Below are 14,107 nucleotides of genomic sequence, written 5' to 3'. Positions count from 1 at the left end.
GTGTTCAAACGGTGCGCCTGCACACGGAAGTCGAGGCCGACGGCAGCAACCCACGCGAGCAGTCCGGCGCCGATGAGCAGGCGCACGAGCGACGAGCCCGCACTGTCCGGCCGGTCGATGATCACCGCCGTCGCGGCAAAGACCCCAACGGCCAGGACGGTGACGCAGCGGGCGACAGCCCGGATGGTGTGCAGCCGATCGATTCGTCGCCGACGCAGGTGTATGGCAAGCACGACCGAATGGACCGCAGCCGGATGGTCAAGCATCAAATCGATTCCCCTGAGTGATCTGACATGGATGTGGGATGTCCCGGCAGGACATCCCACATGCGAGGTTAACAAGGCCGGAGCTGTCGATGCGAGCCGATGGATTGTGACAAATATCCCGTTGGTCCGCTGCGGAAAGCTCGGCCTCGCGGCGGCACACCTCCGCATCTCCGCATGTGTCGCTTGCACGACAACAACCTTTCGGTATGGCGCGGGGCCAACGCGGGGCCCCGGTCATCTCTCACGCGCAGGTACCCCGGCAACCGTCGTTCCAGACGGGACATCGCGAACGACGACGGCGCCCGCGCCGACGGTCGACCCGGCCCCGATACTCCGTTCTTGGATCACGGTTGAATTGGTGCCGATGGTGACGCCGGCGTCGATGGCGACATTGCCTGAGATGGTCGCCCCTGGATAGATGCTCACGAAGTCCGCTACGACGCTGTCGTGCCCAATGACGACGTTTGAGCTCACATGGACATGCTGCCCCAGGCGGATGCTCGTCGTAAGTACCGCTCCCGGCGCGAGGATGCTTCCGTCACCGATGGTGATGTCGGCGCCTACATGGGCGCGGGGATGGACGAGAGCCGGCCCAGGCCGTGAGCCGCGCAGCAAGGCTCGCTGCGCTACCGTCCGACGCATTGCGGGATCTCCGATGCCGACGTAGTGCACCACGTCCGGCAGGTTGGCGAGTTCATCGAGCGGGCCGAGGTGATGAGCATCCACGCGATCAAGGCAGGCTTCGGATGGTGATCCGTCGTCGAGGAAGCCGATGAACTCCAGCTCTGTTGATGGGGCACTGTCTCGGAGCCAGCCCAAGAGTTCCCGGCCATGCCCGCTGGCCCCGATGATGACTGCACGAAGGGGGGTCATGGTCGCACAGTAGGCCCGGATTTGGGCTCGATGCGCAAGATGACCGATTTGTCGCTACGCTGCGCTTAGCCCACGGGATCGGTCTCAACCACGTGTCGCGCCGTGTTGCTTCCAGGGCTGGTGATTCTGGTTGCAACTTCTGCAGTGCGTGGGACATATGTGGGATCCGCACCAACGATCAACACCCTGCTCATCGAACGTACTCACCGGCCGATGACACAACCACTTCGGGAGATGACGCGTGACACCGGCACGGCAGCGCAGGGCGCGCATGTTCCGTACGCTCTGGGCCATCATCGACGCGGTGATCTGGGTCGGCGCGACCTACGTCGCGATGTGGATGCGCCTCGACTTCGCGATCGACCCGAGCTTCGCTCGTGGCACCACCCTGTTTGCCGCGGTCGCTGTCATCGGACAACTCGTCATCGGATTCGTCGTCGGGCCCTATGCCGTCGGGCACATCCGAGGGTCGTTCGAGGAGGTCGTCGACCTCGGCATCACCGTTGGGCTCGTCGGCCTCGGGCTCTTCGCCTGGGCGCTGCTGGCCGACCCGGTCATAGTGCCCCGGGGCGTCCCCATCACCGGTGCCGCGATCGCGATCCTGGCGATGTTTGCGGCCCGTTTCGTCCTGCGCACCATCCGGGCCCATTTGGCGGTCGGTCGCGAGGCCCAGCGTCGGGTCATCGTCTTTGGTGCCGGCGAGGCCGGTCGTCGCCTGCTCCGCAGCATGGCCTACGACCAGTCCTGCGGCTACGTGCCGGTCGCTCTACTCGATGACGACAGGGCCAAGTCGCGATTGCGGATGGAGGGCCTCAAGGTCCGTGGCGGCCGCTCCGACATCGCGGCGGTGGCCGGGAAGTACGAGGCGGACACGCTCGTCCTGGCCCTGCCCAACGCCGAGGCCGGGCTACTGCGTGATCTCGCCGAGCGCGCCGCCGCGGCTGGCCTCGACGTCCTCAGTCTGCCGCCGCTCAGAGAGATCATCGGCGGACGCCCGACGCCCAACGATCTGCGCAACCTCGATGTCACTGACCTCCTGGGTCGTCGCCCGATCCAGCTGGACCCCACCGTGATCGCCGAGCAGATCTCTGGCCGGACCATCCTCGTCACCGGTGCGGGCGGCTCGATCGGCTCCGAGTTGTGCCGCCAGATCACCCGCTTCGGCCCGGGAAAGCTGTACCTTCTCGACCGGGACGAGTCGGGCCTGCAGGCCACGCAGATAGGCATGATCGGCAATGGTTTGCTCGACACGGACGAGGTCGTCCTGTGCGACATCCGCGACCCGGAGGCGCTCAAGACCGTGTTTGAGGCCACCCGGCCCGACGTGGTCTTCCATGCGGCCGCGCTCAAGCACCTGCCCCTACTAGAGGCATACCCGCTTGAGGCGTGGAAGAGCAACGTCCTCGGCACGCTCAATGTGCTGACCGCGGCCGCCGCCGTCGGCGTCGGCACCTTCGTGAACGTCTCGACCGACAAGGCCGCCAACCCTACCTGCGTGCTCGGCTACAGTAAGCGCGTCGCGGAGCGGTTGACCGCCGACTTCTCGCACCGAGAGAAGGGCCGCTACGTCTCGGTCCGCTTCGGCAATGTCCTCGGCTCACGTGGTTCGGTCGTGCACGCCTTCACAGCCCAGATCGAGCAGGGCGGGCCGGTGACCGTCACGCACCCGGACGTGGAGCGCTACTTCATGCTCATCCCCGAGGCCTGTCAGCTCGTCCTCGAGGCCGGCGCAATCGGAAACGACGGAGAGGTCATGGTCCTGGAGATGGGTGAACAGGTGAGGATCGTCGACGTCGCCAACACCCTTATCCGGATGAGCGGCCGCACGGACATCGACATCATCTTCAGCGGCCTGCGACCGGGCGAAAAGCTCGGCGAGGACCTCTTCTCCGAACACGAGGGACGCCGCAAGACCGCGCACCCCTTGGTCGACAGCGTCGATGTTCCAAGACTCGGAGTCAACGAAGTGTGGACCATCCGCTTCGACGCGCACGGCTGCGCCGCTCAATGGATGCGCGAGACGGCGATGGTCGGTCAACGCGCTGTCGCGGAGACTCAGAGCGCGTGAATACTCCTTGGCTGGCGCTGGTGATCAGCAGCACCGCTGCCACGCTGTGCGCCGCACCTTTTGTCCGGGCCCTCATGCTCCACGTGGGGGTTGTGGACGTTCCGAACCACCGATCCTCGCACCTTCAGCCCACTCCTCGCGGAGGCGGCATCGCATGCGCACTCGGGGTGCTGTCAGGAACTGCCACTGGCGCCCTCGGTGGGTGGCAAGTTCCGTATGCTGCAATCGCGGGTGCCGTCCTGCTCGCCTTCGTAGGGTTTGCCGACGATTGTCGGACCATCGATCCCTTGCCTCGCCTGCTCGCGCAGGTCATCATTGGCGGGCTCGTGGGTTGGACGATCGACGACGCTTGGTTGGGCATCACCGCCTTGGTCCTCTTCCCTACGGTCATCAACGCAATCAACTTCATGGATGGAATCAACGGAATCACCGGCATGACTATGTCGGTGTGGGGTGCGACCATGGCCTACCTCGGCGATCGAAATGCAGCACAAAGCCTGACGCTTATCGGTCTGGTTACGATCGGGAGCTCGGTCGCGTTCTTGCCGTTCAACGCAATCAAAGCGAAGATGTTCTTAGGAGACGTTGGCAGCTATCTCTATGGGACACTATGTGCGGCTGGCATCTTAATCGGGATCTTGGAGCGCGTGGCCCTGCCTCTGCTATTGGCGCCGCTCGCTCTGTATTTCGTCGATGTCTTCCTAACACTCGTACGGCGTCTTTTCGCTGGTGAGTCGCTCACGATGGCGCACCGGGAACATGTCTATCAGCAATTAACTGCTCGAGGACTGACCCACCTGCATGTAGCTGCCATCGTAGGCCTCTCGTCCGCGCTTATTAGCATGGCCTGGCTCCTTTTATCCTCGCCAGCGGCGGTCCTGTTGACTGCGACAGTTGTTGTCGCCTACGTACTCCTGCCCACCGCTCGCGCCAAGTTCCAGCCAGAAGATGGGTGAATTGTCGACACTGCCCGCCGTCGCTGTCAGCCGTCAGGATCGGAGAAAACGAATGAAAGTTGCCGTCATCGGTTCTACCGGTTTCATTGGGGCCGCAGTTTGTAATGAGTTGTCGTCCCACGGCCATGAGATCACGCCCGTTCGAGCGCCGCGAATATCCGCGATTGAGTACCTGCCTATGGACCACGACACCGTCGTTGCGGAACTGTGCAAAGTGCTGAAGGGCCACCCTACGGTCATAAACTGTGCAGGCGTACCCGATGCATCTTCACAGGACAAGGCGCGTCTTTGCGGTGGGAACACAATCCTCCCCGGCCTCGTGGCGCGTGCCGTTGCGCGTTTGGGGGAGAATGCTCGCCTCGTCCATGTGAGCAGCGCAGTCGTCCAAGGGCGGCGAGCGTCCTTGGACGCCTCGGCTGAGACTGACCCCTTCTCGGCGTATGCCGCATCAAAGATAGCTGGTGAGCGATTGGTGATGAGGGAATTGCCTAGGAACGCGGTCATCTATCGGCCACCAGCCGTGCACGGTTCGGATCGGAAGATCACCCGAGTGCTATCACGCGTTGCTTCTTCACCCTTTCGTTCAATCGCGGGGCCCAGCGCGCGACCATCTCCCCAGGCATTGATTCACAACGTGGCGAGCGCCATTGTGTATTTGGCGGTCTGCTCTCAGCAGCCACCGCCGGTTACCATCCATCCGTGGGAGGGCCTCACGACGGCATCTTTGATGGAATCGCTCGGTGGTTGTCCCCCGCATGTTATCCCGTATCCTGTCGCCCGTTTTGCCGTCGCGTCCCTGAATCGGGCCGGGAGGCTCGTACCGCGCTTGGCTCCAACTGCGCGACGGGTCGAGATGATGTGGTTCGGACAAGGGCAGAAGGAGAGCTGGCTCACTGTTGCCGGATGGCGGCCACCGGTCGGTCATGAAGGATGGACGGCGCTCTGTGGCTCGGCCGGACAGACAGCCCAATCCGCAGGCGAGACAACGGATGTCCTGCGCCCTACGTGCCGACGCGCTGACCGTCACGCAGCACTTGTTGCCACAACCGTTCCGATGACACTCCGGCACTTCTACGGCGAACTCGTCGGCATGTTGCGGCACGAAGGCTATGAGGTCACTTTGGTGTCGTCGTCGGGAAGTCATCTCGACGCCGCCATGGCGGAGACCGGGGCGCAATCGCGCATCATCGAGATGTCTCGGCAGGTCACGCCCCTCAAGGACATGATCGCTTTGTTGCACTGGCACCGAGTTGTTCGTTTGGTCTGGCCTTCGATCGTTGTTGCAGGCACGCCCAAATGCGCTCTGATGGCAATGACGGCGTCCGCAGTTTGGCGCGTCCCGCGACGCGTCTACCTGTGCGGTGGGCTACGGCTTGAGGGGTCCTCCGGGCTTCTGCGCCTCGTCTTGGTGTGGATGGAACGTTTCGCCATGGCTGCGGCCACAGAGGTTATGGTCAACTCGTCGACCCTCAAGGAGGAGGTCATCGCCAGACGCCTTGTATCGCCCGGAAAGTTGCGTCAGACCGTTCCGGGTAGCACGCACGGAGTCAACGCGCAGCGCTTCGCGCCCCGACAGCCAGACCTGGCGCTTCAAGCGCGATACGGCATCGACCCGGATGTGCCAGTCTTGGGCTTCGTCGGTCGACTAACGCACGATAAAGGCATTGACACTCTGCTGGAAGCGGCATCCTCCCTGCTCCTATCGGGCGTGCCTTTCCATCTCCTAGTGGTCGGGCCACAGGACGAGCAGGACTCCCAGGAGTACGTATCACGTTTGCAGTCGTCGGGGATCGCAGTGAGCTTGGTTGGACCGGTTGAGGACGTCCGTCCGTATTACGCGCTGCTGTCCGTGCTTGTTCTCCCTTCCTTGCGCGAAGGCTTCCCGAACGTCGTGCTTGAGGCAGCCGCAATGGGTGTTCCGACGATTACGACGACGGCCACCGGGTGTCGTGACTCAGTAGTTGACGGACGGACCGGCGTGCTAGTCCCGCCCTCCGATGCGAACGCGCTCGCCGCAGCGCTGGCCGAGGCCCTCGCAGATGCGGACAGACTGCGCGCCATGGGTGCACAGGCACGGGAGTGGGTATCAAGTGAGTTCAACCCTCAGAGGATTGTCGGAGGCTGGTTCTACGCACCGCTGTCAAGGAGCAGCCCATCTGCTGCAGTAGGGGGCGTGCGGTGACCGTTCATGCCTTCTCCTCTTACTCACCGGTGGCCGGCAGCACGCGTGTCCGCCTATATGACTGGTTTAGACATTTGGGCGTGAGCGCCATCGGGCACACCTACATCGGGCAGAGGGATGTCCGAGGAAGCACCCTTGCCCGACATCTGCCGAAGGTCGTCCAGGCCGAGTTGCGCCTCAGACGGGCGGACCTGAGTGGGGCTACAGCCATCGTGTCCCGTGAGGTCAGCCCCCTAAGCTCCGGTTCCCTTGAGCAGCGCGTCCTCCGCGCAGGAGCACACTCGGTGTACGATTTCGATGACGCCCTTTTCGCCGACATGACCAGCACGCGCAGGCTTCTGGGCCAGGAACGCAAGTGCGAGAAGTCCGCGTCCGCCGCAGACGTCGTTATTGCCGGCAATGATTATCTTGCAGAATGGGCAGAGCAGTTCTCAGCGAACGTAGTAATGATTCCGTCCTGTGTTGAGCCCAGCGACTACAAGGCGAAGGACTCATGGACCATCGAAGGGCCGCCAACGTTGGTCTGGCTAGGTTCCCCGTCCACAGAGCAATTCATAGCAGGGATCGCCGATGCGCTGTGGACGGTTCATGCGGCCACTGGCGCGCGACTTCTGCTCATCAGTGGTCAGCTTGAGAATCCGGAACTGGGCGCACTCGAGCACATGATCGACCGAGTGCCATGGACGCCGTCTGTGTTCGCGCCCGCACTGCATCGAGCCGACGTGGCCGTCGGGCCCCTCAGCGACACCGCCTTCACTCGGGGCAAGTGCGCGTACAAACTTCTTCAGTACGCAGCGAGTGCGCTCCCTATGGTAGCGTCCCCGGTCGGAGCGAACGCGCTGGCACTGCAGCGATTCGACGGTATTGCGGCCGCAAGTCCGAGTGAGTGGGTCGAGGCGTTGATCGGAATCATTGAGGATGAGCCGGCACGACGTCGGGAGCGCGGAAAAGCGGCGTTGAATGCTGTCGCCCAGCACTACTCGTTCTCGGTTTGGTCGACTTTATGGCGCTCGGCAACTGGGGTAGGGACCTCGAGCTAGTGTCTGTACACGCAAATGCTTCCAGGACGCTGCGAAGTCGTGAGGGATCCGTCATCGTCGCGATGGCGTTCATGGCTGCAAGCGCGATCCTCTTCGCGGTGCTTACTTCCCGATGGCTGGGTCCCTCCGATCGCGGCATCATCGTCGTAACGACGACGACCAGCTCGCTTTTGATGCTTCTAGGGTCGCTTGGCGTGGGCACAGGCGGACGCGTGCTTCTCGCCCGCACGCCAAGCCTTTCAATTCGTCTCTACCTTGCATTGGCAGCAAGGCTGTCAGCATTCCACAGTTCAACAGCCTGCGTACTTGGGTTGGGAATTCTATGGCTCACTAAGAGTCTTGATGACCCGGCAATAGGTGCTCTCTTTGTGCCCTATGCCGTCCTCGTGCTCTTCTCCTACTTGCTGCGCGAGTGTCATCACGGCTTGGGCCTGCACACCGTGGCAGTGAGAGGCGAGATTGTAACAACGTCTACGCAGACCGCGGTCGTGCTAGCCGCAGCAACTTTGGATGCGCTGAATCTCCGGATCGTTCTGGGCGGGATGGTCCTCGGCCAGTTGGTGCAGGTGTTCATGCATCTGCGGACTCTAAAACGTGAATTCAGAGTGCGTGATGCAACCAGTTCCGTTCAGATCGCCGAAGAGACTGGGGGCTCGGTGGTCCGATTCAGTCGACATGCGGTGCCGGTTATTTTTGGACAGGCATTCGTGATTCGGGGCGATCGTCTCATCCTTGGGTTCATGTCGTCACCTGCTGCTGTAGGCATATATGGCGTCGCGGCGACCTTCACAGAGCTCCTCTGGCTCGTCTCTAATGGCGTTGGGCAGGTCGCTTTCAAGCGCTCCACGGAGACGGGACAAGGCCGGTCGAGTGATCGGCATCGTCGCACCGCCCTCGTGGTTACCGCTCTGGGCAGCGGACTATTGTGCGCTGCGGCGCCCTGGCTGGTGCCGTTCCTCCTCGGCGACGCATTTCGAGGCTCTATCTCTATGATCTTCGTTCTGGGCGTCGCCGCACTTCCCATGGCTAGTTATCAAATCGATGTCGCTGTGCTAAATGGCCTGGGTTGCATGAAGCGGGCGGGAGTCATCACGGGATCGGGTTCAGTAGCGCTCGGCGGCCTTTGCGCCGTCCTCGTACCGTTGGCGGGTGCGATGGGCGCGGCATGTGCGAGTCTCGTTGCCTACTCGCTGCTCGCAATCCTCGCCCGCATGGAAATCAAACGAACAAGCATGGATGAGGAGGCTAAACGCGCGTGATTTTGGGTCCCTTCAAGTCTTACGGCCATCCGAGGAGGGATGAAGGTCGATCGGGTTGGTGGGCGCCTTCAGTGTCGTCGATCCCCGCGCTTCTCTGCCTCAGTTACGTCCTATGGCGCCCGGTCTCGAATGGGCAAATCCTCTACCCGGTCCTTGCCGTCTTGGCATGCATCTCGGTGATCTCGTTGGCGGCGCAAGGGTTTCGCATCCCCGGCCCACTCTTGCTGGCAGGTGGCCTGCTCCTGATTGTGATCATCCTTGGGGTGCTGATCGGTGTCGTCAAAGATAGTCCTGGCGTGGACCATCAAGCGACCGTCTGGCTAGGCGGTGCGGCAATCTGGGCTCCATGGGCACTCAGCATGCGTGTCCTAGACATCCGCCGAGTTCTGACAGGCATCACGCTTGTAACGATCGCATTTGGGACGATCATTGTCCTCTACATCGCAGGAGAGCTCGGGCTGCTGCCCGTCACTCTACCCGACTCGCTACTAGCATCACAGGATGCGGGGTTCAACGAGGTAGCGGGGTCCACGGCCATCCGGTTCTATGGCCTATCGACGTTCACGATCACGGCTCCGTTGTGCGCAGCGGGCTCGATCGTGCGGGCTGACTCATACTTGCCCTCGCGAGGTCTGCTAGTGACGGCAGCCGTGATTGCAGTCGTTGCCGGTCTCGTGTCCGGCCGCCGCGGTATCGCCGTCGTCACAGTGCTGTCCCCCCTGCTGGCTCTAGTATTCCAGCGGTGGCTTACTCCTCGCACGACGGCTTTCAGGCTGCCCATTTGGATCCCCCTTGCTCTCCCCGTCCTGCTGCCTCTTTTCCTCGTCGCCGCTGACTCAGACCCTGCACGTCAGGGGCTCTCAGCGATTAGGGATGCGGCATTTGTGTTCTTGGGCGTAGGACATTCATCGACCGACGCCATATCGGATACCGCTCGAAGAGACCAGATGGGCGAGTTGGTGAGCGCTTGGTCGGACAGCCCTATTTTGGGTCATGGCCTTGGGGCGGTACTTCGGAGCGGATTCACGCGCAGTGACGACCGGCCCTGGATGTTCGAGTTGCAATACCACCAGTTGTTGTTCTCGACTGGTCTCGTCGGCATCCTGCTGACCGCCGCCGCTCTTGTAGTGCTTGCTGTCGCGATGCGTCGGGCCGCAGCCCTGTTTCCCGAGCACCGCAGCGTGATTGTAACGACGGGCGTGGCTTCAACGGCTTTGCTATTGGCGAACGCGTCGAACCCGTACCTCCAAGCAGTGGGACACCAGTGGGGCGCTGCGATCGGCGCAGCGGTGATCGGGGCTCTGCTCAAGAGCAAATCTCGCCATTCGGTTGAAGAGCCCGAGCGTTCGTCTCAGTTCCGTTCGAGGAGCACGTCACGCCGGGTAGTTGGCGGGTAGCCGTCGGGTAGCCGGGGGCAGCGAGAACGCTGAGTGAGCGTAATGACGAAGGTGGCGCTACTCTTACGTCATGAGGGATATGAGTGTCCTAGAGCATCGCCCGCTTCGCTTGGAACTGGGTTGTGCCAATAGGAAGCGACGCGCCGACGCGGTCGGGATCGACTTGCTCGACTTGCCTGATGTCGATGTCGTTGGTGACGCGCTCGAAGTGCTCAGGATGATCCCCGATTCCTGTGTCGAGTCGATCTATAGCGAGCACTTCCTCGAGCACGTCACCGATCCCGAGGCACTCGTGCGCGAGGCGGCCCGGGTCCTCGTGCCCGGTGGGGAGTTCCGCGCGATCATTCCACATTTCTCCAACCCAGGATTTTACTCGGACCCGACGCATCGCTCATATTTCGGGCTCTATACCTTCGGCTACTGGACGCGGAGGACGCCGTTCAGGCGCAAGGTGCCTACCTATGCGGAACCAGCACCGCTCGTCGTTTACGGCGCGACATTCCACTTCAAGGCCTCGCGGCCCTTCTACGTGCGTCATGGAATCGTGAAGGTGCTCTCCGCGTGGGTCAATATCTCGAATTGGACGAAGGAGTTCTATGAGGCGCATATGTGCTGGATGATGCCTGCCTACGAGGTGGAGTTCGTGCTCCGTCGCGACTGAGCGAGTAGCGACGCTTGGCGCCACCTGTTCACCTGTTCACGAGTAGTCGCCCGCGCCGTATCGGTCTCGCGAATGACGATCCCTGATGCTGTTTCGGCTACAGGCGGTCTACGGTGCCATTTGGCGCCAGCACGCCCTGGGTGTCGAGCACGGCAGCGCCTGACGACGTGATCGCGTCGAGATCGTACTCCGCATGCGGTTGGAGAAGGACGACGACGTCTGCCTCTACCATCGCCGCGTCCAGATCGGTAACTCCTCGGAAGTCCCGGTCCATGCCGTGTGGGCGCCAGTCTGTCACGAATGGATCGTGGTAGGCGATGTCTGCGCCCCAAGAGAGCAGCCGAACGGCGAGCGGGTCGGCGGGGCTTTGACGGCAGTCGGCGATGTTGGGCTTGTAGGTGACGCCGAGAAGGAGGATCTTGGAACCCTTGACGGCTTTACCCGCCTCGTTAAGTATTGAACGGATTCGGGACGCCACATAGTCCGGGGCGGCGTGGTTGATTTCCTCGGCAAGTTCGACCATGCGGAATGCATAGCCTAGTTTCGCCTTGACCCGATGCGAGAGGTACGAGGGGTCTACGGGGATGCAGTGACCGCCAACCCCGGGCCCGGGGCGGAAGGCCATAAAACCGAACGGCTTTGTCTCGGCACAGTCGATCGCATTCCAGAGGTCGATATCGAGTTCTTGCGAGAAGCGGAGCATCTCGTTTACTAGGGCAATATTGACATGTCGGAACGTGTTCTCAAGGAGCTTGGCCATCTCGGCCTCCTTGGCGCCTTTGGCCTCGACAACGGTGTCGATGAACTGAGCGTAGAAGTCCCGAGCACGAGTCGTGCACTCAGAGGTCAAGCCACCGACAACCTTCGGCGTGTTCCTGACTCCGTATACCCGATCCCCTGGGTTAATGCGCTCCGGGGAGAACGCGATGAAGACATCCTCGCCCACCCCGAACTGATCGCCGACCACGATCGGGGCGAACACCTCTTCGGTAGTGCCGGGGTAGGTCGTCGATTCCAGAATGACCAGGGTATCCGGACTGAGATTGGCGCAGATGGCTTTGGCGGCGTCCTCCACCGGGCCGAGGTCGGGACCGCCGTCCTCGCTAAGGGGCGTTGGGACGCAAACGACGACGACATTGGCGGACGCGATGCAGGCAAGATCGGTCGTTGCCTCGTAGCCAGCGTCTAGGCCAGCTTTGAGGTCCGTATCGGTTACGTCGTCAATATGCGAAGAACCGGAGTTCAACGCATTGACAGTCGCTGCATTCGTGTCTAGGCCGTAGACCTTTATGCCGACTTCTGCAGCGCGCAAGGCCATGGGTAGGCCGACGTATCCCTGACCAAGAACCACCAATGTCTGGGTCATGCCATCTCCTTGAACCATGCGACGGTCTCCGCGAGGCCCTGTTCGAGCGACACAGGCTTGATCATCGGGAAGAGCGAGCGCAGCCTCGTGTTGTCCGCTTGGGAGTGCTTGACATCGCCGGCCCTGGGCTCGCGGTGTACCACGGTCGCTTGTTGGCCTGTGATGTCCTCAATTTTGCTGACAAGTTCGAGGAGTGTCGTGTTGCTGCCGAAGGCGAGGTTGACGGGTTCAGGATGGGTGACCCGCCGCTCAGCCGCGTCTAGAAGCACCCGACACACGGTGCCAACGTAGGTGAAGTCGCGTGAGTTCGTGCCGTCCCCGTTGATGGGAACGGGCTCGTTCTCCATCACTGCGTGGACGAAGACGGGAATCACAGCGGCGTAGACGTGGTCAGCCAACTGTCGCGGCCCGTATACGTTGAAGAATCGGAACGCGAGCGTGTTCATGCCGTAGGACTGCTGGTAAGCGAGTGTGTACTGCTCCGTGGCCAACTTGGTCACCGCATAGGGGCTCATCGGGCGGACCCACTCGCGCTCGCTCTTGGGGAGCGCGGGGTTGAGGCCGTACACTGAGCTTGACGAAGCGCAGGAGACATGCCTGACTCCTGCGGCTCGGGCTCCCTCAAGCAACGTCAGCGTGCCCGTCGCATTGGCCACATGGGTGGCCATGGGGTCAAGAATGCTCCGTGGCACGCTCCCTAGGGCGCCGAGATGGACGACCGAGTCGGCTCCCTCGCAAGCTTTGGCCACGGCGTGCGCGTCGACGATCGAGCCTTGGACGAACATGACATCGATGCCTTCGACGTTTTCGCGGTGGCCGGTCGAGAGGTCATCGAGAACGACGACCTCATGGCCGGCCTCGAGAGCCAAACGGGACAGGCTGGAGCCGATGAATCCGGCGCCACCAGTGATGAGCAAGCGCATGCGTTCTTTCTGAGCGGTGGTTGGTGTCCGCGCCAGTTACATTGATACGGGCGTGGCTCCCTGGGCGCCTATGCCTGGAACGACTCCGAGTTTCTCAGGGCTCCGCCGTGAGCGCGAATCGGGATCGTTAGGGCACTGCTACTAGGGCACGCATGGTGTGATCAAGAACACTCGAAGTGCGTGCGGCTGGGAGGCTAAGGGTTGTGGTGGCGGAGTCGGGGGATCGACAAAGTCGGCTGGGATGCTAACCTAGCTGTTGCGTGTGTGACTGAAGTGGCGCGTGTCGCTGCTGGGGCGGCTTGGGGGCTTACCCGACCATGGGAGTTCTCACACACGCCTTCGTTTCGTTGGGAGCCCCACGCCGCCATGTGATATCCCCGCATCGCCGAGTGGTCTGCCGGGTGGGCGCGTCGTTCGATGTCCGAGGTGTTCGCCCAGGTGCCCGACCGACGCAAGCCGCGTGGGGTCCGGCACGCGCTGGCGAGACCGTGCTGACCCTGGCTTGGTGCGCCGTACCGTACTGGCCAGTGTCTTGGGAATCCTAGGTTCATGTGACGCACCTGATCGCCCTGCGTTCCGCCTGCGCGGGAGCGCCCAACCGGGCGCGCGAGGACACCCGTGCCGAAGCCACTCGATGCCTCGACTGCGCGACTTGTCCCGATCCATGAAAATTGGATGAATCAGTCCGATTTGGTGACTTAGGGTAGGTATGCGCCATATCCTCGAGCAAGGCCTCGCCATGGAAGCAGGAATGACACGGCGGGGCTTGGGGGTGGGGGCACAGACAGGCCCGGATCTTGGGGGAGATAACGACGGGCCTGTCTGTGCAAGCCCCGGTGACCGGATTCGCCGCCGCGAGGTGGGGATGCGGCGGGAGACTAATCAGCCGGAAGACTCGACGCCTCCCCGCCCGGGACCCGTGCCAGTCTACACGTCGTATGTCCTGTTTGCAGAGGTTACCTATGGTATGTCCCATGTTCAAGGTTCAACCACAGATCGGGCTCGGTGAGTGCGAGTGCGACGTTTGGTTCGCGTCGATGTCCGCTCGACTCAGTTGACGACGGACATGGTCCAGCGCGGCGTGACTCCTCGTGCTGCCCCCATCAGTTCCCGGCC

The 14,107-nt window shown here is 62.2% G+C and carries 11 protein-coding genes and 1 pseudogene; 9 read left to right on the top strand and 3 right to left on the bottom strand.

What is annotated here, in order from left to right:
• The first annotated feature begins 11 nt into the window (after positions 1-11).
• Positions 12-287 (top strand): hypothetical protein, encoded by a 276-nt coding sequence (locus tag L0H79_RS03235; RefSeq protein ID WP_301483108.1) that lies wholly within the window; start codon positions 12-14, stop codon positions 285-287.
• A gap of 213 nt (positions 288-500) precedes the next feature.
• Here the strand turns inward: L0H79_RS03235 and L0H79_RS03230 are convergent, their stop codons facing one another.
• On the bottom strand, positions 501-1,139 hold the full coding sequence (locus L0H79_RS03230; RefSeq protein ID WP_301483107.1) for an acetyltransferase: 639 nt from the start codon (positions 1,137-1,139) through the stop codon (positions 501-503).
• Positions 1,140-1,410: 271 nt separating this feature from the next.
• On the opposite strand from L0H79_RS03230, the gene L0H79_RS03225 reads away from it, so the two are divergent.
• The 8 genes and pseudogenes from L0H79_RS03225 to L0H79_RS03195 all read left to right on the top strand — a co-directional run bounded on the left by L0H79_RS03225 (position 1,411) and on the right by L0H79_RS03195 (position 10,702).
• On the top strand, positions 1,411-3,207 hold the full coding sequence (locus L0H79_RS03225; RefSeq protein ID WP_301483106.1) for a nucleoside-diphosphate sugar epimerase/dehydratase: 1,797 nt from the start codon (positions 1,411-1,413) through the stop codon (positions 3,205-3,207).
• Positions 3,204-4,163 (top strand): hypothetical protein, encoded by a 960-nt coding sequence (locus L0H79_RS03220; protein ID WP_301483105.1) that lies wholly within the window; start codon positions 3,204-3,206, stop codon positions 4,161-4,163. Before L0H79_RS03225 ends, L0H79_RS03220 begins: the two co-directional genes overlap by 4 nt.
• Positions 4,156-4,719, top strand: a pseudogene (locus tag L0H79_RS22135) (NAD-dependent epimerase/dehydratase family protein); the annotation flags it as partial. The gene L0H79_RS03220 and the pseudogene L0H79_RS22135, both read left to right, overlap by 8 nt.
• A gap of 498 nt (positions 4,720-5,217) precedes the next feature.
• On the top strand, positions 5,218-6,345 hold the full coding sequence (locus L0H79_RS03215; protein ID WP_301483104.1) for a glycosyltransferase: 1,128 nt from the start codon (positions 5,218-5,220) through the stop codon (positions 6,343-6,345).
• Between the two features lie 284 nt (positions 6,346-6,629).
• Positions 6,630-7,385, top strand: coding sequence for a glycosyltransferase (locus L0H79_RS03210; RefSeq protein ID WP_301483103.1), 756 nt, complete (start codon positions 6,630-6,632; stop codon positions 7,383-7,385).
• Between the two features lie 71 nt (positions 7,386-7,456).
• Positions 7,457-8,644, top strand: a complete 1,188-nt coding sequence (locus tag L0H79_RS03205; RefSeq protein WP_301483102.1) for a lipopolysaccharide biosynthesis protein — start codon at positions 7,457-7,459, stop codon at positions 8,642-8,644.
• 947 nt (positions 8,645-9,591) lie between these two features.
• Positions 9,592-10,041: a hypothetical protein gene (locus tag L0H79_RS03200; RefSeq protein ID WP_301483101.1), complete on the top strand. Its 450-nt coding sequence runs from the start codon at positions 9,592-9,594 to the stop codon at positions 10,039-10,041.
• Positions 10,042-10,111: 70 nt separating this feature from the next.
• Positions 10,112-10,702, top strand: coding sequence for a methyltransferase domain-containing protein (locus L0H79_RS03195; RefSeq protein WP_301483100.1), 591 nt, complete (start codon positions 10,112-10,114; stop codon positions 10,700-10,702).
• 97 nt (positions 10,703-10,799) lie between these two features.
• Here L0H79_RS03195 and L0H79_RS03190 read toward each other — a convergent pair whose 3' ends face one another.
• The gene (locus tag L0H79_RS03190; protein WP_301483099.1) at positions 10,800-12,068 is read right to left on the bottom strand and encodes a nucleotide sugar dehydrogenase; all 1,269 of its coding nucleotides are present in this window, start codon (positions 12,066-12,068) and stop codon (positions 10,800-10,802) included.
• The gene (locus L0H79_RS03185) at positions 12,065-12,991 is read right to left on the bottom strand and encodes an NAD-dependent epimerase/dehydratase family protein (protein ID WP_301483098.1); all 927 of its coding nucleotides are present in this window, start codon (positions 12,989-12,991) and stop codon (positions 12,065-12,067) included. Before L0H79_RS03185 ends, L0H79_RS03190 begins: the two co-directional genes overlap by 4 nt.
• Positions 12,992-14,107 lie beyond the last annotated feature (1,116 nt).

The sequence above is a fragment of the Intrasporangium sp. genome (assembly GCF_030452765.1).
Taxonomy (GTDB): Bacteria; Actinomycetota; Actinomycetes; order Actinomycetales; family Dermatophilaceae; genus Intrasporangium_A.
Note: the sequence above shows the minus strand (reverse complement) of the source record. Positions and strands in the feature narration are given on the sequence as shown.